This is a genomic window from Micromonospora sp. NPDC004540, assembly GCF_040610095.1.
GTDB lineage: Bacteria > Actinomycetota > Actinomycetes > Mycobacteriales > Micromonosporaceae > Micromonospora.
Window position 1 is genome coordinate 1 of record NZ_JBEXLR010000042.1, and the last position, 19,538, is coordinate 19,538.

Sequence of the window (19,538 nt, forward strand, 5' to 3'; positions counted from 1 at the left end):
TCGACGTGCAGGAGCTGGTCGCGGACGGGTACGGCGACGCCGCGCAGGGCGCGTTGCCACTGATCGTCCGCTACCAGCAGCCTGCCGCCGGCCGGCGCCGACCTGCCGGCGCTGCGCCCGGCCGAGCTGGCCGCGGCGCTGCGGGCCGCGCCGACCGACGGGGTACGCGGGTTCGTGGCCGACGCCCCGGGCAGCGGCACCGTGCTGCTCGCCGCGCCGCCCGGGCTGCCCCTGGCGCCCCGCTTCGGCCCCGGCTCGGCGGCGGCGCACGCGGCGAGCGGGGCGCTGCCGCTGGCCGGCGGCTGGCCCACCCTGCGTCGGGACGTGGACACCCCGGCCGACCTGACCGCTGCCGCCCGGCTCGGCGCCGGCCCGCGTACCGCCGCGCTGCTGGCCCGGGCCGGCCGCGACGTCGGGTACGGTGCTGGCATGCAGGGCACGGTGGCCACCTACGACGCGTCGACCCGCAGCGGGATGCTGCTCCTCGACGACGGCACCGAGCTGGCCTTCCCGGCCCGTGCCTTCGACGCCTCCGGGCTGCGGCTGCTCCGGCTCGGGCAGCGGGTCCGGATCGAGCGGGACGCCGCCGGCGAGGTCGTCCGGGTGACATTGCCGACGATGGCGTGACCAACCTGCCCCGAGTTCATTTTCCGTTCACCGTTCTCGGGGAATCATGAGGTGGTGAGCACCCCTCGCGAGCACCCCGACCGTCCCCGGCACCTCATCGACCCCGGCGCGCCCCGCAACGGCGCGTCGACCCGCGGCGCCGACGGCCGGTTCCGCCGCGTCCGCCCGCCCGAGGAGAGCGTCAGCCCCGAGCCCGCGGCGGCGGCCTCCGCCGGGCTGGAGGAGTCCCTCGACCCCGTCGAGGGGCCGGGCCCGGAGGCCGCGGCGCCGGCGGCCCTCCCGTTGCCCGAGGACCGGTTCTTCAACCGGGAACTCTCCTGGCTCGACTTCAACGCCCGGGTGCTGGCGCTGGCCGAGGACCCCCGAACGCCGCTGCTGGAACGGGCCAAGTTCCTGGCCATCTTCGCCAGCAACCTGGACGAGTTCTACATGGTGCGGGTGGCCGGACTGAAGCGCCGGCTCTCCGCCGGCCTGCCGGTCCGCGGCGGCGACCGGCTGCCGCTGCGCACCCAGCTGGAGCGGATCACGGAGAAGACCGCCGACCTGGTCTCCCGGCACGCCGCCTGCTTCGTCGACGACGTGCTGCCGAAGCTCGCCGAGGCGGACATCCGGATCCTGCGCTGGAGCGACCTCGACGACGCCGAGCGGGAGCGACTGCGCACCTGGTTCCGGGAGCACATCTTCCCGGTGCTCACCCCGCTCGCGGTCGACCCGGCGCACCCGTTCCCCTACATCTCCGGCCGGTCGCTGAACCTGGCCGTCTCGGTGCGCGACCCGGACGGCGGCTCGGAGCTGTTCGCCCGGGTGAAGGTGCCGAACAACGTGCCCCGGTTCGTCCGGGTGGCCCGCGACCAGCCGGGGGTGCGCTTCCTGCCGGTGGAGGACCTCATCTCGGTGCACCTCGGCCAGCTCTTCTCCGGCATGCAGGTGGTCGAGTGCCACCTGTTCCGGGTCACCCGCAACGCCGAGGTGGAGGTGGACGAGGACCGCGACGAGGACCTGCTCCAGGCGCTGGAACGGGAGCTGGCCCGACGCCGGTTCGGCCCGCCGGTGCGGCTGGAGGTGGCCGCCTCCATCTCCGACCACATGCTGGAGCTGCTCGTCCGCGAGCTGGACATGGACGGCCACGACGTGCTCCGGGTCCGCGGCCTGCTCGACCTCTCCGCGCTCTGGCAGGTCTACGGCGAGGCCGACCGCCCGGACCTCAAGGACCCGCCGTTCGTGCCGGCCACCCACCCCCGGCTCGCCGAGGGCGAGGTGCCGCGCAGCGTCTTCGCCACCCTGCGGGACGGGGACGTGCTGGTGCACCACCCGTACCACTCGTTCGCGACCAGCGTGCAGCGCTTCATCGAGCAGGCCGCGGCCGACCCGAACGTGCTGGCCATCAAGCAGACCCTCTACCGCACCAGCGGCGACTCCCCCATCGTCGACGCGCTGGTCGACGCGGCCGCCGCCGGCAAGCAGGTGGTGGTGCTGGTCGAGCTCAAGGCGCGTTTCGACGAGGTGGCCAACATCGGCTGGGCGCGCACCCTGGAGCGGGCCGGCTGCCACGTGGTCTACGGCCTGGTCGGCCTGAAGACGCACTGCAAGACCGCGCTGGTCGTACGCCAGGAGGGCAACCAGATCCGCCGCTACTGCCACATCGGCACCGGCAACTACCACCCGAAGACCGCCCGGCTCTACGAGGACTTCGGCATGCTCACCGCCGATCCGGAGATCGGCGCCGACCTCACCGACCTGTTCAACGTGCTCACCGGCTACAGCCGGCAGACCGCGTACCGGCGGTTGCTGGTGGCCCCGCAGGGCATCCGCAGCGGCCTGGTCGAGCGGATCGAGCGGGAGATCGAGCACGTCCGGCTGGGCATGCCGGGCCTGGTGCAGTTCAAGGTGAACGCGCTGGTCGACGAGGAGATCACCGACGCGCTCTACCGGGCGTCCCGGGCCGGGGTGCACGTGGATCTGCTGATCCGGGGCATGTGCACGCTGCGGCCGGGGGTGCCCGGGCTGTCGGAGAACATCCGGGTCCGCTCGATCGTCGGCCGGTTCCTGGAGCACTCGCGGATCTTCCGGTTCGGCAACAACGGCGACGCGGAGTTCTGGATGGGCTCGGCCGACCTGATGCACCGCAACCTGGACCGCCGGGTGGAGGCGCTGGTGCAGGTGAGCGACCCGGTGGCCCGGGCCGAGCTGGACCACGTACTGACCGCCGCGTTCAGCCCCGAGGTGGACGCCTTCGAGCTGGCCGCCGACGGCGGCTGGCACCGGCGTACCGGCACCGACGACACGCCGCTGACCCATCTCCAGGACCTGCTCCTGCAGCGGGTCGGCGGGAGGGCGGGCTGAGCGGACCACGGCGCGCTCGGGGCGGGCATACGGTGAGCGGATGACGGACGACGAGCCGGTGCGGATCCGGGCCGCGGGCGGGGTCGTCTGGCGTCCGGCCGCCGGCGGCGTCGAGGTCTGCCTGGTGCACCGTCCCCGGTACGGCGACTGGTCGCTGCCCAAGGGCCAACTCGACGCCGGCGAGCACCCGCTGCGGGCCGCCGTCCGCGAGGTCGCCGAGGAGACCGACGTCCGGGCCGTGCCGCAGGTACGCCTGCCCACCGCCCGCTACCGCAGCGAGGGCCGGTCGAAGGCGGTCGACTACTGGTCGATGCGGGCCGCCGCGGAGGGCGGCTTCCAGCCGGACACCGAGGTGGACGAGGTCGCCTGGTTCCCCGCCGACCGGGCGGCACGACAGGTCAGCTACCCGCACGACGCCGAGGTGATCGCCGCGTTCGCGGCGCTGCCGCCGGTCACCGCCACCCTGCTGCTGGTCCGGCACGCGCACGCCGGCAAGCGGGGCACCTGGACCGGCCCGGACAACGGCCGGCCGCTGGACGCCGAGGGCTGGGCCCAGGCGCAGGCGCTCGCCGCCCTGGTGGCGCTGGTCCGCCCGGCGCGCCTGGTCTCCGCCTCGGCCCGGCGTTGCGTGCAGACCCTCGACCCGGCGGCCGCCCTGCTCGACCTGCCCATCGAGGTGGTCGGCGACCTCGACGAGCCGCGGCCCGGCCAGCAACCGGACGAGTGCGCGCTGGCCGCCGCGGCCCGGCTCGTCGCGCTGGCCGGTGCCGGGGAGACGGTCGCGGTGTGCAGCCAGGGCAAGGTGATCCCGGGCGCGCTGGAACGGCTGACCGGCCTCGCCGACGACTTCACCACCCCGAAGGGCGGCGGCTGGCTGCTCGCCTTCACCGGCGACCGTCTCCTCTCAGCCGACCGGCTCTGAGCCCGCCCAGTCCCGGCGGCTCAGGGCAGGGCGAGGGTCACCGCGACCGGCAGGTGGTCGCTGGCGGTGCTGCGCGGGGCGGTCACCCCGGACGGGGTGAGGCCCGGCGAGACGAGGACGTGGTCGATCTGGGTGCGCGGGTCGTCGGCCGGGCTGGTGGCCAACGGGCGGGCCGCGGCCAGCCCGTCGACCAGCCCGGCCCGGGTGAACTCGGTGAACGCCGGATCGCCGGGCTCGGTGTTCAGATCGCCGCCGAGCACCAGCGGGCGGCCGGCCGCGTACCGGGTGGCGACGGCGGCGACCTCGCGGGCCTGGGCCACCGGGCCCTCGCCCGGCGGCGGTTGCAGGTGGGTGGCGACCACGGCGAGGTCCCGGCCGCCGAGGTCGAGCGTGACGCCGAGCGCCTGCGCCCCGGTCGGCGCGCCGTGCGCGGCCAGCGGTCGGGTTTCGCCGGCCCGCACCGGGAAGCGGCTCAGCACCGCGTCGCCCCACACCGGATCGGCTGCGGGGGCGAAGACGTACGGCATCCGCAGCCGCCCGGCGAGCAGGGCGAGGGTGTCGTGGCCGCCGTTGAGCAGCCAGCCCCGGTCCACCTCGCTGAGCAGCACCACGTCCGGTCGGCTGCCGTCGACCGCCCGGGTCAACGCGTCGAGGTCGAGCCGTCCGTCCAGCCCGAACCCCATCCGGATGTTGTACGCCACCACCCGTACCGCCGCGGCCGGCGTCGCGGGCGGGTGCGGCGCCGGGGCCGGCCGGTGGATCCCGCCGCCGACGGCGGTCAGCAGCATCGCCCCGAGGACCGTCCACGCCGGCACCGGCGGGCGGAACAGGCGGGCGGCGCCCGGCGGAGCGACCACGGCCACGGCGGCGACGGCGAGCGCCGCCAGCACGGGCACCCAGCCGTTCGGGTAGCCGAGGTCGTAGGCGGCGTAGTAGGCCACCGCGCCGACCGCGAAGCCCAGCATCCCGCCGACGACGGCGAACCCGCGCCGCCCGCTGCCGTCCCTGCCGCCCGCGTCCGGCTCGGCCGGCTCGCCGAAGCCCGCACCCGCGCCCGGCCCGGTCGCCAAGCCAGCACCCGCGCCGGCGGCGGAGTCGGGCGTCGTGGCGGATTCCGGGGCCGTGGTGAGGTCCGAGGCCGTGGCGCGGTCCGGGGAGGTTGCGGCGGAGCCGGGCGTCGCGGCCGCGTCGCGGCCGTTGCCCGGGCCGGTCGTCGCGCGGACGAGCGCCCGGCCGGAGCGGCGACGGGCCAGCGCGTCCCCGCGCTCGGCGATGGTGTCGACGAGGGCGAGGCAACCGCCGAGGCCGGCGGCGGTGAGCAGGACCGCCGCCGCCAGCCAGCCGGCCCGGTCGGACGCGAACAGCCCCGCGCCGGCCACCAGCGCCGCCGGCCAGAGCAGCCGGGCCACCAGTCGAGGCGGCCGGACGAGCACCGCCACCAGGAACAGGCCGATCGCCAACTCGGGCACCGCCGCGAGGTGGGCCGGGGGCAACGCCAGGCCGGCCAGGGCCGCCGAGCCGGGCCAGTACGAGGCGGCCGCGTCCCACACCGCCGGTGCGAGCGCCAGCTGACCGGCCAGCAGCAGCACCGGGCCCACCAGCAACCAGGTCAGCCGTCCGGTTCCCCCGCCCGGCCACGACGCCGCTCCGGCACGACCGGCCGAGGCAGGACCGGGGAACTGGGTGGAATCGGCTGACGGGGCGGCCGCCGGCCTTTCCGCGCGGCGGAGCACGGCCGGCGGCCACGAGGCCGACTGCGCGACGAGGAAGGCGCCGACCAGCAGGACGCTCACCGTCCATCCGAGCACGCCGCCCCGCCAGACCGCGTCCTCGGTGCCGGACAGGGCATGCCCGACGGCGGCCCCGGCCAGGCCGAACGCCAGTCCCGGCACCGGCCGGACGAGCGTCGCGGCGGTGGCGGCGAGCCAGATCAGGCCGGCGAGCAGGCCGGTGCAGGCCAGCCAGAGCTGGATCCGACCACCGGGCGCGGCGGTCAGGGCGAGCCGGGTGGCGGCCAGCGCCCCGGCCGCGACCAGGCCCACCGGGCGCGGGCCGAGCCGGCGGGCCAGGACGGGCGCGGCGAGGGCGAGCACGAACCAGCCGAGGGCGAAGGCGCCGAGGAGTTCGGCCGGGGTCTCGGCCGCCCGGCCGAAGATGGTGATGATCGACGGCAGCCACACCCGCAGCACGTCGAGCAGGACCACGACGCCCAGTGCGAAAGCGGCGGTGGGGAGGTGACGGTGGCGCACGGGCGCCCCTCTTCTCGTGACCGACGGGGGTTTTCGGCACGAGGATTCTGCGGGCCCGCACGACGGTGGGTCAACGCGTACCCACGAAAAAGGGCGCTCACCGCGAACGGTGAGCGCCCTTCAGGCCGTGCGGTCAACGCCGGGTGGCGGCCTTCTTGGCCGGAGCCTTCTTCGCCGGCGCCTTCTTGGCGGCCGGCGCCTTCTTGGCAGCCGTCGTCTTCTTCGCCGCGGTGGTCTTCTTGGCCGCGGTGGTCTTCTTGGCGGCGGTCGTCTTGGCCGCGGCCTTCTTCGCCGGCGCGGCCTTCTTGGTCGCGGCGGTGGTCTTGGTGGCCTTCGCCGCCGTGGTCTTCTTGGCGGCGCCGGCCGCCGCGGTCTTCTTCGCGGCGGTCGCCTTGGCCCCGGCCGCCTTCGCGCCGGTGGTCTTCGCGGCGGCCGCGGCGGTCTTCCTGGCGGCGGCCGTGGCCTTCGGCACCTTGCCGCTGGCCACCATCTCCTTGAAGCCCGCGCCCGCGCGGAACGTCGGGACGGAGGTCTTCTTGACCTTCACCGCCTCGCCGGTCCGTGGGTTGCGCGCTGTTCGGGCGCCCCGGACGCGCTTTTCGAACGCTCCGAATCCGGTGATCGCCACCTTCTCGCCCTTGGTGACCGCCGCCTGGACCTCAGCGAGAACCGCGTCGAGAGCGGCCGTCGCCGTCTTCCGGTCCCCCAGGCGAACGGCGAGCGCCTCGATGAGCTCGGCCTTGTTCACGACTTCCTCCCGATTGTGCAACTGACTCGACGCGAGCCATTCTGCGCGCACGGTATGCCCTGTGCTGCCTGGACACAAACATTCGGTGGAAAAAAGCCCTTGTGTCGTAACGGATTCGCCCCCACCGGCCGGGCCGGTGGGGGCGAAAAGCTATCTGCGGTCAGGCGACCGAGGGCAGGAACGACGGCCGGGACGCCTCGTAGGCGCTGATCTCGGGCTCGTGCCGAAGGGTGAGTCCAATGTCATCCAAGCCCTCCATCAGCCGCCAACGGCTGTGGTCGTCCAGCGGGAACGCCCAGGTGGCATCGCCGGCGTGGACCTGGCGGGCGGCGAGGTCGACCGTGATCGGGGTGGTCGGCTCGGATTCCACGAGATCCCACAGTTCTTCCACGGCTTTCAATTCCAGCTCGACCGGAAGGAGACCTTCCTTGAGCGCGTTGCCGCGGAAGATGTCGCCGAAGCGCGGCGCGATGACGGCCCGGAAGCCCCAGTCCCGCAGCGCCCAGACGGCGTGCTCCCGGGAGGATCCGGTGCCGAACTCGGGGCCGGCGATCAGAATCGACGCACCCGAATGGGCGGGATCGTTGAGCACGAATGACGGGTCCTCCCGCCACGCGTTGAACAGACCGTCCGCGAATCCCGTCCGGGTCACCCGCTTGAGGTACACGGCGGGGATGATCTGGTCGGTGTCCACGTTGGATCGCCGCAGCGGCACGGCGGTGCCGGTGTGGGTGGTGAACTTGTCCATCTCTCGGCTGCCCTTCTACAGGTCGGCGGGGGCGGCCAGCCGGCCGACCACGGCGGTGGCGGCGGCGACCGGCGGGGACACCAGGTGGGTACGCCCGCCCCGGCCCTGGCGGCCCTCGAAGTTGCGGTTGGAGGTCGAGGCGGAGCGCTCGCCCGGCTTCAGGGTGTCCGGGTTCATGCCCAGGCACATGGAGCAGCCGGCGAAGCGCCACTCGGCGCCGGCGTCGGTGAAGACCTTGTCCAGCCCCTCCGCCTCGGCCGCCTCGCGGACCGCGGCCGAGCCGGGCACCACCAGCATGCGTACGCCGTCGGCGACCTGGTGCCCGCGCAGCACGTCGGCGGCGGCCCGCAGGTCCTCCAGGCGGCCGTTGGTGCAGGAACCGACGAAGACCACGTCCACGGCCAGGTCACGCAGTGCCGTGCCGGGCGTGAGGTCCATGTACTCCAGGGCCCGGCGGGCGGCGACCCGCTCCGGCTCGGTGACGAACTCCTCCGGGTCCGGCACGGCCGCGCCCAGCGGCGCCCCCTGACCGGGATTGGTGCCCCAGGTGACGAACGGGGTGATCCGGCCCGCGTCCAGGGTCACCTCGGTGTCGAAGCTCGCCCCCTCGTCGGTGGGCAGCGTCCGCCAATACTCCACCGCCGCGTCCCAGTCGGCCCCCTGCGGCGCGTTGGGCCGCCCCTTGAGGTACGCGAAGGTGGTCTCGTCCGGCGCGATCATGCCGGCCTTGGCGCCCCACTCGATGGACATGTTCGCGATCGTCATCCGGCCCTCCATGGAGAGGTTCCGGATCGCCTCGCCCCGGTACTCCACGATGTGACCGCGCCCGCCGCCGGTGCCGACCTGGGCGATCAGGGCGAGCACGAGGTCCTTGGCGGTGACGCCCGGGCCGAGTTCACCGGTGACGTTGACGGCCATGGTCTTCGGGCGGGCCTGCGGGAGCGTCTGGGTGGCCAGCACGTGCTCGACCTCGCTGGTGCCGATGCCGAAGGCGAGCGCACCGAACGCGCCGTGGGTGGCGGTGTGCGAGTCGCCGCAGACGATCGTCATGCCCGGCTGGGTGAGGCCGAGCTGCGGGCCGATGACGTGCACGATGCCCTGGTTCTCGTCGCCCAGCGGGTGCAGCCGTACGCCGAACTCGGCGCAGTTGCGGCGCAGCGTCTCGATCTGGGTGCGGGAGGTGGGGTCCGCGATCGTGAGCAGGTCGCCGCGCCGGGAACGGAAGGCCGGGTCGTCGTATCCGGTCGGGGTGTTGTGGTCCTCGGTCGCGATCGTCAGGTCGGTGCGGCGGACCCGCCGGCCGGCCAGGCGCAGCCCGTCGAACGCCTGCGGGCTGGTGACCTCGTGGAGCAGGTGCAGGTCGATGAAGAGCAGGTCCGGCTCGCCGGCGGCGGAGCGAACGACGTGCGCGTCCCAGACCTTCTCGGCCAGGGTCCTCGGTTGAGTGACTCCCACCATCTGGACATCCTAAATTCTGGGAGGTAAGTTTCGGCTTGTGGGACACAGTATGAGCGGTGTCGGCGTTCTCGACAAGGCGGTGGTCATCCTGGCCGCCTGTGTCGACGGCGCCAGCCTGGCCGAACTCGTTGAACGCACCAAGCTGCCCCGGGCCACCGCGCACCGGCTGGCACAGGCGCTGGAGATCCACCGGATGCTGGTCCGGGACACCCAGGGCCGCTGGCGCCCGGGCCCCCGGCTCGGCGAGCTGGCCAACGCCGCGCCGGACGTGCTGCTGACCGCGGCCGAACCGCTGCTCGCCGCGCTGCGCGACGCCACCGGGGAGAGCGCCCAGCTCTACCTCCGCCGCGCCGACGAGCGGATCTGCGTGGCCGCGGCCGAGCGGGCCAGCGGCCTGCGGGACACCGTGCCGGTCGGCTCGGTGCTGCCCATGACGGCCGGTTCCGCGGCGCAGATCCTGCTCGCCTGGGAGCCGCCCGAGGCGGTCATGCCGCTGCTGCCCCGGTCGAAGTTCACCGGCCGCACCCTCGCCGAGGTACGCCGCCGCGGCTGGGCGCAGAGCGTCGCCGAGCGGGAAGCCGGTGTGGCGAGCGTCTCGGCCCCGATCCGCGACCGCACCGGCCGGGTAATCGCCGCGATCAGCATCTCCGGCCCCATCGAGCGCCTGGGCCGCCGCCCGGGCGAACGCCACGCCATGGCCGTCGTCCGCGCCGGCCAACGCCTCTCCGGCCTGTAACCCTGCCCCCCAGACTGGTTGATCATGAAGTTAGCGGCGGTCTCGGAGATCAGGAACGCCGCCAACCTCATGATCAACCGGGCAAGGGGTGGGGTGGAACGGCGAACGGCCCGTCTCGCTCTCGCGAGACGGGCCGTTCGGTTTGGTAGCCCCGACCGGATTCGAACCGGCGCTACCGCCTTGAGAGGGCGGCGTCCTGGGCCGCTAGACGACGGGGCCAGGCACTTTTCCTGCTTCACCGCCCTGCCGGGCGGTGCGGCAGTAGTCTAGCGGCACCACCTCCGGCCCCGGCGAGGGGGTCGGGCAGCAGACGAAGCGACGGAGCAGACAAAAACAGCCCGCCCCACGGGGTGGGACGGGCTGTCAGCGCTTGTAGCCCCGACCGGATTCGAACCGGCGCTACCGCCTTGAGAGGGCGGCGTCCTGGGCCGCTAGACGACGGGGCCAGAACTTCGTGCTTCCGCGCCCTCGCGGGCGGGAAGCTGCACTCTATCAGAGATCATCTGCCGCCTCTCTCGCGAGAGGCGGAGCGGAACTCCGCCAGAATCCAGCGTCCGGGATTCTCGCGAATCCGCGGCTGCGCTGGGGTACCAGGACTCGAACCTAGACTAACTGAACCAGAATCAGTCGGGCTGCCAATTACCCCATACCCCATTGGCCCCTTGCGGCGCCAGGAATGAACTTTACCCTCCCGGTGCCGACAGGCCAAATCCAACCCCCCGAACCGCCCCTGAGCTGCGGAAACGAGGCGTCGGACGCATCAGGCGACCGGTACCACCGGGTTGGTGAGTTCGCCGATCCCCTCGATCCGCACGGTGACCGTATCCCCGTCGGTGAGCGGACTAACCCCGGCCGGCGTGCCGGTCAGCACCACGTCACCGGGGAGCAACGTCATGACGTGGGAGATGTACGACACCAGGGCCGGCACGTCGAAGACCATGTCCTTGGTCCGGCCGAGCTGGCGTACTTCCATCTCCTCCGGGTTGCGGCCCACCTCACAGCGGACCTCCAGGTCGGCGACGTCCAGCCCGGTGGTGATCCACGGCCCGATCGGGCAGAACGAGTCGAAGCCCTTGGCCCGGGTCCACTGCCCGTCGGAGCGCTGAAGGTCCCGCGCGGTGACGTCGTTGGCGCAGGTGTAGCCGAAGATGGCCCGCTCGGCGGCGGCCCGGTCGGCCCGGCGCGCGCCCGGCGCGCCGATCACCACGGCCAGTTCCGCCTCGTGCTCGACCTGCTTCGAGAAGATCGGCAGCCGGATGGCGTCCCGGGGACCGATCACGGAGGTGGACGGCTTGAGGAAGAGCAACGGCTCCTTGGGCACCTCGCTGCCGTGCTCGGCGGCGTGCTCGGCGTAGTTGCGGCCGACGCAGACCACCTTGCTCGGCAGGATCGGCGAGAGCAGCCGGACGTCGGAGAGCGCCCAGCGGGCGCCGGAGAACTGGATCTGCCCGAACGGGTGGCCCTCGATCTCGGCGATGGTCAGGCCCTGGGGCCCGGCCTCCGACTCGCCCTCGACGACCCCGAACGACATTCCCTTGGCATGAGCGAAACGAGCGATACGCACCCGGCCAATCTATCCCCGGCGACCGGCCGGGCCACGCCGGACGCGGCCACGGGCTCCGCCGGGCGGGCGGCGCGCCACGATACGCCGGCCCGGGCGGCCCGGGGCGGGATTGCCGGCTTCGTACCCGCCCGGCGGTCCCGGGCCCATAGCTTCGGGGCCGGAGGTTCGTTCGTATGCCTGCATCGAGACGACACCACAGGACCCTGGCAGTGCTGGTGAACTGCCTCGGCATCATCGCCGCCGTGCCGGCGCTGCCTCTGGCGGCGCCCCGGGCGGCGGCCGCGCCCCCGCAAGCGGCGGCTCCGGCGGCAGCGGCGGAGCCGGCAGCGCAACCGGCGGCTCCGCCGGGTGCGCCGGCCCGGGCCACCCCGATCCCGACCGGGATGCCGGCGGCGCCGCCGGCGATGCCGACCACCAAGGCGGCGCCGATCCAGCTGAGCAAGCCACCGGTCACCGTGGCGGTGGCGGCGGCCGGCACCCCGGCCCCGGGTTACCGGATCCGGGTCCACAACGCCGGGCCCACGCCGGTAGAGACCACCGTCCGGCAGGAGTTGCCGGCCGGGTCCCGGGCGACCGCGGTGACCGGCGGCGGCCGGGCCAACCGCCCGATCGGGTCGGCCACCGCCAACGAGGTGACCTGGCGGCTGCGGCTGCCGGCGCGGAGCACCACCACGCTGAACACCGCGCTGAGCGGGGCCTCTGGGGGCCGGTCGGTGACCGCGCCGACCTGCGCCTACGGCACCGACGGCACCCGCCCGTACGACTGCGCCACGGCGACGTGGACGGGGCCTACGGTCCCGGCGGCGAAGGTGACCGCGGCCCCGGCCTGGCGCCGCCCGCCGGTGCTGCTGGCCGCGCTGGCCGCGCTCCTGGTCGTCACCGGTGGCGTGCTGTGGTGGGCGTGGCGGCGCCGGCGACCCGGCCCGGCGCGGGCGGCCACCGGCACCCCGCCCGGCCCGACCCGGCTCGCCGCCGGCCTGCCGCCGACTGCGGGCGGGGCGGGTGGCCCGGCGGACCGTGGCACGGTCTACCCACGCGCGGCCATGCCCGCCCCCGCCGGGCGACGCCGGCGGCCGCCGATCTGGCTGGTGGTCGGGGTCGCGGCGGCGGTGCTGGCCGGCGTGGTCGGCGCGGCGGCGTGGACGGCCACTCAGCGGGTCGCCGCGATGGACACCACCAAGCAGCCGACCAGCGGGGCCTGGGTGGGCAACAGCGTCACCGGCGCGCTCGGCGTCCCGCTGCGGGAGACCGCGTTCGAGTTCACCGTCTACCGGCTGGCCTGCGGCGCCGGGACGCTGCCCGCGACCACGGCGGGCGGCCGGCAGTGCCTGGCCACGGTCGGGGTGCGCAACCTCACGCCCGGCGAGCAGACCTGGCACGGGCAGTTGCAGCGCGCGTACCTGCCCGGGGGCAACTGGGTGGCCACCGACGAGAGCGCCACCCGGGTGGCCAACCTGGGCCGGGACGTCTTCGCCCAGCCGGTCGCGGCGGGTTCCCGGGTGCTGCTGCCGCTGGTGTTCACCGTGCACGGCGACGACCCGCCGAAACAGTTGGAGCTGCGCAGCGGCGTCTTCTCCGCCGGGGTGCGGGTGGACGTGCGGTGACCGGGGGCCGGGCGGCGGTCGTACCCTGGGGTCCGTGACCGCCGCCCTCGCCCCCGCCACCGCGCTCGACGCGGCCGACTGGCAGGCCCGGCGTCGCGCCCACGAGGAGCGGGTGGACGCCTGGCTGGCGCCGCACCTGGCCCGCCGGCGCTCCGGGGTGAAGCATCCGGTCGAGGACTTCCTCTTCACCTACTACTCGCACCGCCCGGCGCAGCTGCGCCGCTGGCACCCGGGGGCCGGGGTGGTGCTTCGCGACGCGGACCCGGCCGAGTTCGGCCGGGACTACCGCGCCACCGCCGCCGGGCTCACCCTCGACACCGCCGGGGTACGCGCGCGGCGCGCCGAGTCGATCGACTGGATCCGTACGCTGCTCGCGGCGACCGCCGGCCGCCCGGCCCACTTCGGCTGCTTCGGCATGCACGAGTGGGCGATGGTCTACCGGCAGACCCAGGACGAGGTGCGGCACAACGCCTGGCCGCTGCGGCTCAGCCCGGCGGCCACCGCCGCGGTCGTCGAGGAGCGCGGCGTGCGGTGCAGCCACTTCGACGCGTACCGGTTCTTCACGGCGCCGGCCCGGCCGCTCAACGTGCTCACCCCGACCCGGGAGAGCCAGCACGCGCTGGAGCAGCCGGGCTGCCTGCACGCCAACATGGATCTCTACAAGTGGGCGTACAAGCTCTCTCCGCTGGTGCCGTCCGAGCTGGTCGCGGACGCCTTCGCGCTGGCCCGGAAGATCCGCACGCTGGACATGCGGGCCAGCCCCTACGACCTGGCCGACCTCGGTCACCCGCCGGTGCGGGTGGAGACCCCGGAGGGCCGGGCCGAGTACGCCGCCGCCCAGCGGGGTTTCGCCGAGCGGGCCAGCGAGCTGCGGGCCCGGCTGCTGGCCGCCCTCGACGAGGCGGAGCAGCCGGGCTGAACGGGGGTCAGCCGGCCGGGTGGCCCCGGTGCGCGGCCCACTCCGCGGCGAGGATCGACATCACGGTGGCGTCCACCCAGCCGTCGCCGTCGCGGAGCACCTGCCGCAGCGTGCCCTCGGCCACGAAACCGACCTTCTCGTAGGCCCGGCGGGCCCGCGGGTTGAAGGCGAACACCTCCAGCCCGATCCGGTGCAGGCCGAGCTGCTCGAAGCCGTACCCGACGATGAGCCGGACCGCCTCGGTGCCGAGCCCGCGGTCCCGCCCGGCGGGGCCGATCAGGGTGCGGAAGTTGCAGCTGTCGTTGTGCCGGTCCCACTCGTTGAGGACGACCTCGCCGACGCAGGCCCCGGTCGCCCGCTCCACCACGGCCAGGTCGAGCCGGTCGGGCTGGCTGTTGCGGCTGCCGTACCAGGCCCGCAGCCGGGCCGGGTCGAGCCCCTCCCCGGGCGGGCTGCCGGTGAGCCGGCCCACCTCCGGGTCGGCCAGGATCGCCTCGAAGGCCGCCACGTCGTCGTCGACGAACGGGCGTAGCAGGACGCGCTCGCCGGTGAGGGTGGGCTTGACGGAGAAGTCGCTCGGCACCCGGGCATTCTGGGCGGCGGCTGATCCCCGGCTCAAACCCTTTTCGGGTCCGCGGCGGTCAGTCGCCGTCCACCCGGCGGTCGCGCTTACGCTGGGACTGCCGCTTCTTCTCGGCCAGCCGGCGTTCCTTGGCCGCGCGGGACGGGCGGGTGGGGCGGCGCGGCTTCGGCGGCGGCGCGACCGCCTCGCGCAGCAGCGCGCCCATCCGCTCGCGGGCCGCCTCCCGGTTGGCCAACTGCGCCCGGTACTCGCTGGCCGCCACGGTCAGCACCCCGTCGACCAGCCGGCCGGCGAGCCGGTCCAGGGCACGGGCGCGCAGCGCCTCGGGCACGCTCGGCGACCCGGCCAGGTCGAAGCTCAGCTCCACCCGCGAGTCGGTGGTGTTGACCCCCTGACCACCCGGGCCGGACGAGCGGGAGAAGCGTTCCCGCAGCTCGGCATCCGGGATCACGAGCCGGTCGGTCACCCGCAGTCCGTCGTCCACGCACCGAGGCTAACGGTCGGAGCGGTGACCCGGGGTGGCGGTCACGGTCGGGGTCGGGGTGGGCCCGGGGCCCTCCCGTTCGTGGTCCGACCCGGCCGCCGCGTACGCCGCCGCCCCGACCAGCAGCAGCGCGATCACGCCGATCTTCAGGACCACCGCCCGGATCGCCATCCAGGCGGTGCGCCGTGCGCCCGGGACGGTGGTGCGGATGGTCTGGTAGTCCTTCCAGCCCCGCTGCGCGCGGGCGTACGACGCGCCGACACCGGCGCCGATGACCAGGCCCACCAGGAGGAGGGCCGCGATGACAGCTTGCTCCACCCACGCCAGTATCCATACTCAGCGTAATATTTCCATGGCCCGATGCTCCCAGGCCGGATATCCGACAGTTCTCCCTTCCGGTCCGGACGGTTCGGCGGGACGGCGCCGGCCAGGGCGCCGGGCCGGTCAGCCGCCGCGGCCGATGATGGTGTCGGCGGTCTGCTGGACCTGGTCGATCGGGATGGCGAACCCGATGCCGATCGAGCCGTTGCCGTCGATGGTGGCGATGGCCGTGTTCACCCCGACCACCTCGCCCCGCGCGTTGACCAGCGGCCCACCCGAGTTGCCCGGGTTGATGGAGGCGTCGGTCTGCACCGCGGTGTGCCGGCCGCTGCCGATGCGCACCTGGCGGTTGAGCGCGCTGACGATACCGGCGGTGACGGTGCCGGCCAGGCCGAGCGGGGAGCCGACCGCGAGCACCGGCTCGCCCACCCGGGTGGAGTTCGGCTTGGCCAGCGGCAGCGCCGACAGCCGGGCCGACGCCGGGACCTTCAGCACCGCCAGGTCGCTGCCCGGCTCCCGCCCCACCACCTCGGCGGTGAACCGGCGCCCGTCGGAGGTCTCCACCGTCACCGGTCCGGAGCCGCCCCGGGCCAGGATGTGGTCGTTGGTCACGATGTGCTGCTCGTTGTCGATGGCGAAGCCGGAGCCGGTGGCCGACGCGCCGGACGTCCCGCCGACCATCACCGAGACCACCCCGGGGACGGTCTTCTCGGCGGCGGTGACCAGCTCCGCCGGCACCGGCGCGGCGGCCGCCGCCGCCGGCCCGGGCGCGTCCCGGTCGGCCGCCCAGGTGCCGGCCGCCGCCCCGGAGACGGTGGAGAGGGCCACCACCGCCGCCGCGCTCAGCAGCCGGCCGCGCCAGCTCCGCCGCGCCGCGTCCCGCTCGGACCCGGGTACGTCCCAGCGCGGGCGTCCGTCCGGGTCCAGCTCGGGCGAGACGAACCACGGGCCGCGCGGCTCACCGAGTCCGGTCTGCACTGCCATACCTGGGCTCCTCACGTGTCGTGCGTCGTCCGGTGTCGTGCGTCATCGGGTGCGGGGTCAGGGCAGCCGGGAGAACCACCGCAGCGATCCGGCGGCGGCCCCCATGGCGAAGATCAGCCCGAGGCCGATGAAACGGGCCGAGATGTCCTGCCGTTCCTTGCGGTAGCCCACCGAGGTGCCGATGTCCTCGTAGACGGCGCGCAGCTCGGCGCTGGTGGACGCCTCGTGGAAGCCGCCCCCGGTCTCCTCGGCGACCGCCTTGAGGGTCTGCCCGTCGACCGGCACCTGGATCGCCCGCCCGCCCCGGTCCACGGAGCCGGACGGCGTGCCGAACGAGATGGTGTGCACCGGCACCTTGGCCGCCACGGCCTGGCCGGCCGCCTCCATGGGGTCCATGCCGGAGGTGTTCGCGCCGTCGGAGAGGATGATGATCCGCGCCGGTGGCGGGTCCTTGGCCGCCTTGGCGTCCAGGCTCTTCACGGCGCCCAGCGAGGTGCTGATCGCCTCCCCGATGGCGGTGCCCTGCACCCCCGTGATTCCCTCGGCGAGCCGCTCGACCCCCTCGTCCAGCGCCTCCCGGTCGGTGCTCGGCGGCACCAGCACCGCCGCGCTGCCGGCGAACGCGACGAGCCCGACGTTGAACTCCTCCGGCAGCCCGTCGACGAACCGGCGGGCGGCCTCCTTGGCGGCGGTCAGCCGGTCCGGGTCGACGTCGCCGGCGAGCATCGAGGTGGAGACGTCCACCGCGACCACCACGGTGGCCCGCTCCCGGGGCACCCGTGCCTCGGCGTTGGGCCGGGCGAAGCCGACCACCAGCAGCGCGAGCATGGCGAGGAAGAGTCCCGCCGGGACGTGCCGGCGCCAGGCCGGCCGCCGCGGCGCGACCCGGTCGAGCAGCCGGAGGTTGGTGAAGCGGACCGCGTACCGGCTCTGCCGGCGCTGCAGCACCAGGTAGCCGGCGACCAGCCCGACCACACCGAGCAGGAGCCAGAGGCGGGCGGGCGACTCCCAGGTCACGCCGCACCTCCCCGGGCCGCGGCGGGTGCGGCGGCCAGCCGCCGTTGGGCGTGCACGTGGCGGACGATGTCCGCGCTCCAGTCCCGGTCGGTACGCAGCGCCAGGTGCGTCGCCCCGGACCGGCGCAGCGCGTCCCGCACCTGGTCGCGCTGGGCCACGGCGGCCTGCGCGTACCGCTCGCGCAGGCCCGGGTCCCCGGTCCACACCTCGCGGTGCGAGCCGGTCTCCGGGTCGACCAGGGTGACCAGCCCGACGTCGGGCAGCTCCAGCTCGCGCGGGTCGGTCACCTCGACGGCCAGCACCTGGTGCCGGACGGCCAGCCGGCGCAGCACGGCCTCCCAGGCCGGGACGGCGTCCGGGTCGTCGGGCAGCCCGTCGAGGAAGTCGGAGACGACCACCACCAGCCCGCGCCGGGTGGCCATCCGCTGGATACCGTCCAGCCCGTCGTGCAGGGCCGGCAGGGGTTTCTCCCGGTAGCCGTCGGTGCGTGGCGCGCCCAGCAGGGCGCGAAGCAGCCCGAGAAGGTGGGTCCGCCCGCCGCGGGCCGGGAACCGACGGACACCGTCCGGGGTGAGCACCTGGCCACCGAGGCGGTTGCCGACGCCGGCGGTGAGGAACCCGACCGCCGCCACCGCGGCCACCGCGAGTTCCCGCTTGTCCAGTGTGGCCGTGCCGTACTCCATGCTGGGGCTGGCGTCGACCAGCAGCCAGGTGGTCAGCTCCCGGTCCGCGTCGACCTCGCGCACGTGCGGGACGGTGGTCCGGGCGGTGACCGCCCAGTCCATCCGACGTACCTCGTCCTCGCCGGGGCGGTACTCCCGGCTGCCGGCCGCCTCGCTGCCGGGGCCGGGCAGCAGGCCGCGGTACTGGCCGTGCAGCAGCCCGTCGAGCCGCCGGGTGACGGTCAGTTCCAGCCGGCGCAGCCGCTGGTCGGGAGCGAGGTCGGCCAGTCCGGGCTCGGCCAGGGTGGGTGCGTCCCGGCGTCTCATGCCGCCGCCAGGTCGGGCGCCGCCTCCGGGTGCCCGGTGACCACCCGGGGTGGCGGCACCGCCTCGACCAGCCGGCGCACCAGCGACTCGGCGGAGATTCCGTCGGCCACCGCGTCGAAGGAGAGCACCAGCCGGTGGGCCAGCACGTCCACGGCCAGGTCCCGGACGTCCTCCGGGAGCACGTAGTCCCGGCCGTGGATCAGCGCCTGCGCCCGGGCCGCCGCCACCAGGCCGAGCGTGGCCCGGGGGCTCGCCCCGTACGCCAGCAGCGGCGCGATCTCGGGCAGCCCGAACCGCCCCGGGTCCCGGGTGGCGAGGATGAGCCGGACCACGTACTCGGCGAGCGCGTGGTGGACGAAGACGTCCGCGGCACGGCGCTGGAGCTCGCGTAGTCGGGCCGGGTCGAGCACCGGGCGGGCGGTCGGCTTCTCGGTGCTCATCCGGTAGAGGATGGCCAGCTCGTCGGCGTCGCTCGGGTAGTCGACGACGATCTTCATGAGGAAGCGGTCGCGCTGCGCCTCGGGGAGCTGGTAGACGCCCTCCGACTCGATCGGGTTCTGCGTGGCCAGCACCAGGAACGGGTCGGGGACCGGCCAGCTCCGGCCGCCGATGGAGACCTGCCGTTCGGCCATCGCCTCGAGCAGCGCCGACTGCACCTTGGCCGGGGCCCGGTTGATCTCGTCGGCGAGCACGAGGTTCGCCATGATCGGGCCGAGCTCCACATCGAACGCCTCGGTGGAGGCCCGGTAGATGCGGGTGCCGACGATGTCGGAGGGGACCAGGTCGGGGGTGAACTGGATCCGGGAGAAGGTGCCACCGACCACGGTGGCGAGGGTCTGCGCCGCGAGGGTCTTGGCCACCCCCGGCACGCCCTCCAGGAGGCAGTGGCCGTCGGCGATGAGGGCGGTGAGCAGGCGGTCGACGAGGCGATCCTGCCCCACGATCACGCGTTTGACCTCGAAGAGGGTCTGTTCCAGCTCGACGCCGCTCGCGTCGGCATCGACCGGGCTGGGCACGCTGGCCAGGGTGTCCGAGATGTCCGTCACGGTGCTTGCTTCCCGTGCCGACGTACGGGCAAACGTCGGATTATCGGCCCCTGGCCGACCCTTCCCGGCCCGGACCGGGACGACTCCCCCGGCCGGTTCGCAACGGCGCGAGCAGGGCCGGGCCGGGGCAGACCGGGTCAGGCGGCGACGGCAGCCGGCCCCCGCCCGGGGCGGGAACCGACTGCCGCGCGGCGGT

At 74.6% G+C, this 19,538-nt stretch carries 18 protein-coding genes, 3 tRNA genes and 1 pseudogene; 7 read left to right on the plus strand and 15 right to left on the minus strand.

The window, feature by feature from the left end:
- Positions 1-96: 96 nt before the first annotated feature.
- From ABZV78_RS16145 to ABZV78_RS16160, 4 genes and pseudogenes are all read left to right on the plus strand, one after another.
- Positions 97-390, plus strand: a pseudogene (locus tag ABZV78_RS16145) (2-phospho-L-lactate guanylyltransferase); the annotation flags it as partial.
- A 39-nt stretch (positions 391-429) separates the two neighbouring features.
- A complete protein-coding gene (locus ABZV78_RS16150) occupies positions 430-627 on the plus strand; it encodes a cold-shock protein (protein ID WP_107077622.1) in 198 nt (65 codons plus the stop codon).
- A gap of 54 nt (positions 628-681) precedes the next feature.
- Positions 682-2,970 (plus strand): RNA degradosome polyphosphate kinase, encoded by a 2,289-nt coding sequence (locus ABZV78_RS16155; RefSeq protein WP_355639223.1) that lies wholly within the window; start codon positions 682-684, stop codon positions 2,968-2,970.
- 40 nt (positions 2,971-3,010) lie between these two features.
- On the plus strand, positions 3,011-3,892 hold the full coding sequence (locus ABZV78_RS16160) for an NUDIX hydrolase (protein WP_355639225.1): 882 nt from the start codon (positions 3,011-3,013) through the stop codon (positions 3,890-3,892).
- Between the two features lie 20 nt (positions 3,893-3,912).
- Here the strand turns inward: ABZV78_RS16160 and ABZV78_RS16165 are convergent, their stop codons facing one another.
- The 4 genes from ABZV78_RS16165 to leuC all read right to left on the minus strand — a co-directional run bounded on the left by ABZV78_RS16165 (position 3,913) and on the right by leuC (position 9,095).
- A complete protein-coding gene (locus ABZV78_RS16165; protein ID WP_355639227.1) occupies positions 3,913-6,141 on the minus strand; it encodes an endonuclease/exonuclease/phosphatase family protein in 2,229 nt (742 codons plus the stop codon).
- 133 nt (positions 6,142-6,274) lie between these two features.
- Complete coding sequence (locus tag ABZV78_RS16170; RefSeq protein ID WP_355639229.1) at positions 6,275-6,889, minus strand: HU family DNA-binding protein; 615 nt, start codon at positions 6,887-6,889, stop codon at positions 6,275-6,277.
- A gap of 160 nt (positions 6,890-7,049) precedes the next feature.
- The gene (gene leuD / locus ABZV78_RS16175; protein WP_355639231.1) at positions 7,050-7,637 is read right to left on the minus strand and encodes a 3-isopropylmalate dehydratase small subunit; all 588 of its coding nucleotides are present in this window, start codon (positions 7,635-7,637) and stop codon (positions 7,050-7,052) included.
- Positions 7,638-7,652: 15 nt separating this feature from the next.
- Positions 7,653-9,095 (minus strand): 3-isopropylmalate dehydratase large subunit, encoded by a 1,443-nt coding sequence (leuC, locus tag ABZV78_RS16180; protein WP_355639233.1) that lies wholly within the window; start codon positions 9,093-9,095, stop codon positions 7,653-7,655.
- A 49-nt stretch (positions 9,096-9,144) separates the two neighbouring features.
- On the opposite strand from leuC, the gene ABZV78_RS16185 reads away from it, so the two are divergent.
- Complete coding sequence (locus tag ABZV78_RS16185) at positions 9,145-9,831, plus strand: IclR family transcriptional regulator (RefSeq protein ID WP_013284529.1); 687 nt, start codon at positions 9,145-9,147, stop codon at positions 9,829-9,831.
- Positions 9,832-9,974: 143 nt separating this feature from the next.
- Here the strand turns inward: ABZV78_RS16185 and ABZV78_RS16190 are convergent.
- The 4 genes from ABZV78_RS16190 to ABZV78_RS16205 all read right to left on the minus strand — a co-directional run bounded on the left by ABZV78_RS16190 (position 9,975) and on the right by ABZV78_RS16205 (position 11,395).
- Positions 9,975-10,050 (minus strand) — tRNA-Glu (locus tag ABZV78_RS16190).
- A gap of 154 nt (positions 10,051-10,204) precedes the next feature.
- Positions 10,205-10,277: transfer RNA gene (locus ABZV78_RS16195), tRNA-Glu, on the minus strand.
- A 136-nt stretch (positions 10,278-10,413) separates the two neighbouring features.
- Positions 10,414-10,485, minus strand: a tRNA-Gln gene (locus ABZV78_RS16200).
- A 106-nt stretch (positions 10,486-10,591) separates the two neighbouring features.
- Positions 10,592-11,395, minus strand: a complete 804-nt coding sequence (locus ABZV78_RS16205; protein ID WP_355639235.1) for a fumarylacetoacetate hydrolase family protein — start codon at positions 11,393-11,395, stop codon at positions 10,592-10,594.
- 173 nt (positions 11,396-11,568) lie between these two features.
- Here ABZV78_RS16205 and ABZV78_RS16210 point away from each other — a divergent pair, with 173 nt between their 5' ends.
- Both ABZV78_RS16210 and ABZV78_RS16215 read left to right on the plus strand, forming a co-directional pair.
- Complete coding sequence (locus tag ABZV78_RS16210; protein ID WP_355639237.1) at positions 11,569-12,999, plus strand: hypothetical protein; 1,431 nt, start codon at positions 11,569-11,571, stop codon at positions 12,997-12,999.
- Positions 13,000-13,033: 34 nt separating this feature from the next.
- Positions 13,034-13,918 (plus strand): 3-methyladenine DNA glycosylase, encoded by an 885-nt coding sequence (locus ABZV78_RS16215; protein WP_355639239.1) that lies wholly within the window; start codon positions 13,034-13,036, stop codon positions 13,916-13,918.
- Between the two features lie 7 nt (positions 13,919-13,925).
- Here ABZV78_RS16215 and ABZV78_RS16220 read toward each other — a convergent pair whose 3' ends face one another.
- The 7 genes from ABZV78_RS16220 to ABZV78_RS16250 all read right to left on the minus strand — a co-directional run bounded on the left by ABZV78_RS16220 (position 13,926) and on the right by ABZV78_RS16250 (position 19,342).
- Positions 13,926-14,501, minus strand: coding sequence for a GNAT family protein (locus ABZV78_RS16220; RefSeq protein ID WP_355639241.1), 576 nt, complete (start codon positions 14,499-14,501; stop codon positions 13,926-13,928).
- Positions 14,502-14,559: 58 nt separating this feature from the next.
- Positions 14,560-14,985 (minus strand): alternative ribosome rescue aminoacyl-tRNA hydrolase ArfB, encoded by a 426-nt coding sequence (gene arfB / locus ABZV78_RS16225; RefSeq protein ID WP_355639243.1) that lies wholly within the window; start codon positions 14,983-14,985, stop codon positions 14,560-14,562.
- Between the two features lie 9 nt (positions 14,986-14,994).
- Positions 14,995-15,303, minus strand: coding sequence for a hypothetical protein (locus tag ABZV78_RS16230; protein WP_355639245.1), 309 nt, complete (start codon positions 15,301-15,303; stop codon positions 14,995-14,997).
- A gap of 126 nt (positions 15,304-15,429) precedes the next feature.
- A complete protein-coding gene (locus tag ABZV78_RS16235; RefSeq protein WP_355639247.1) occupies positions 15,430-16,290 on the minus strand; it encodes a trypsin-like peptidase domain-containing protein in 861 nt (286 codons plus the stop codon).
- A gap of 57 nt (positions 16,291-16,347) precedes the next feature.
- Positions 16,348-17,307: a VWA domain-containing protein gene (locus tag ABZV78_RS16240; protein ID WP_355639248.1), complete on the minus strand. Its 960-nt coding sequence runs from the start codon at positions 17,305-17,307 to the stop codon at positions 16,348-16,350.
- Positions 17,304-18,296, minus strand: a complete 993-nt coding sequence (locus ABZV78_RS16245) for a DUF58 domain-containing protein (RefSeq protein WP_355639250.1) — start codon at positions 18,294-18,296, stop codon at positions 17,304-17,306. Before ABZV78_RS16245 ends, ABZV78_RS16240 begins: the two co-directional genes overlap by 4 nt.
- Positions 18,293-19,342, minus strand: coding sequence for a MoxR family ATPase (locus tag ABZV78_RS16250; protein ID WP_355639252.1), 1,050 nt, complete (start codon positions 19,340-19,342; stop codon positions 18,293-18,295). Before ABZV78_RS16250 ends, ABZV78_RS16245 begins: the two co-directional genes overlap by 4 nt.
- Positions 19,343-19,538 lie beyond the last annotated feature (196 nt).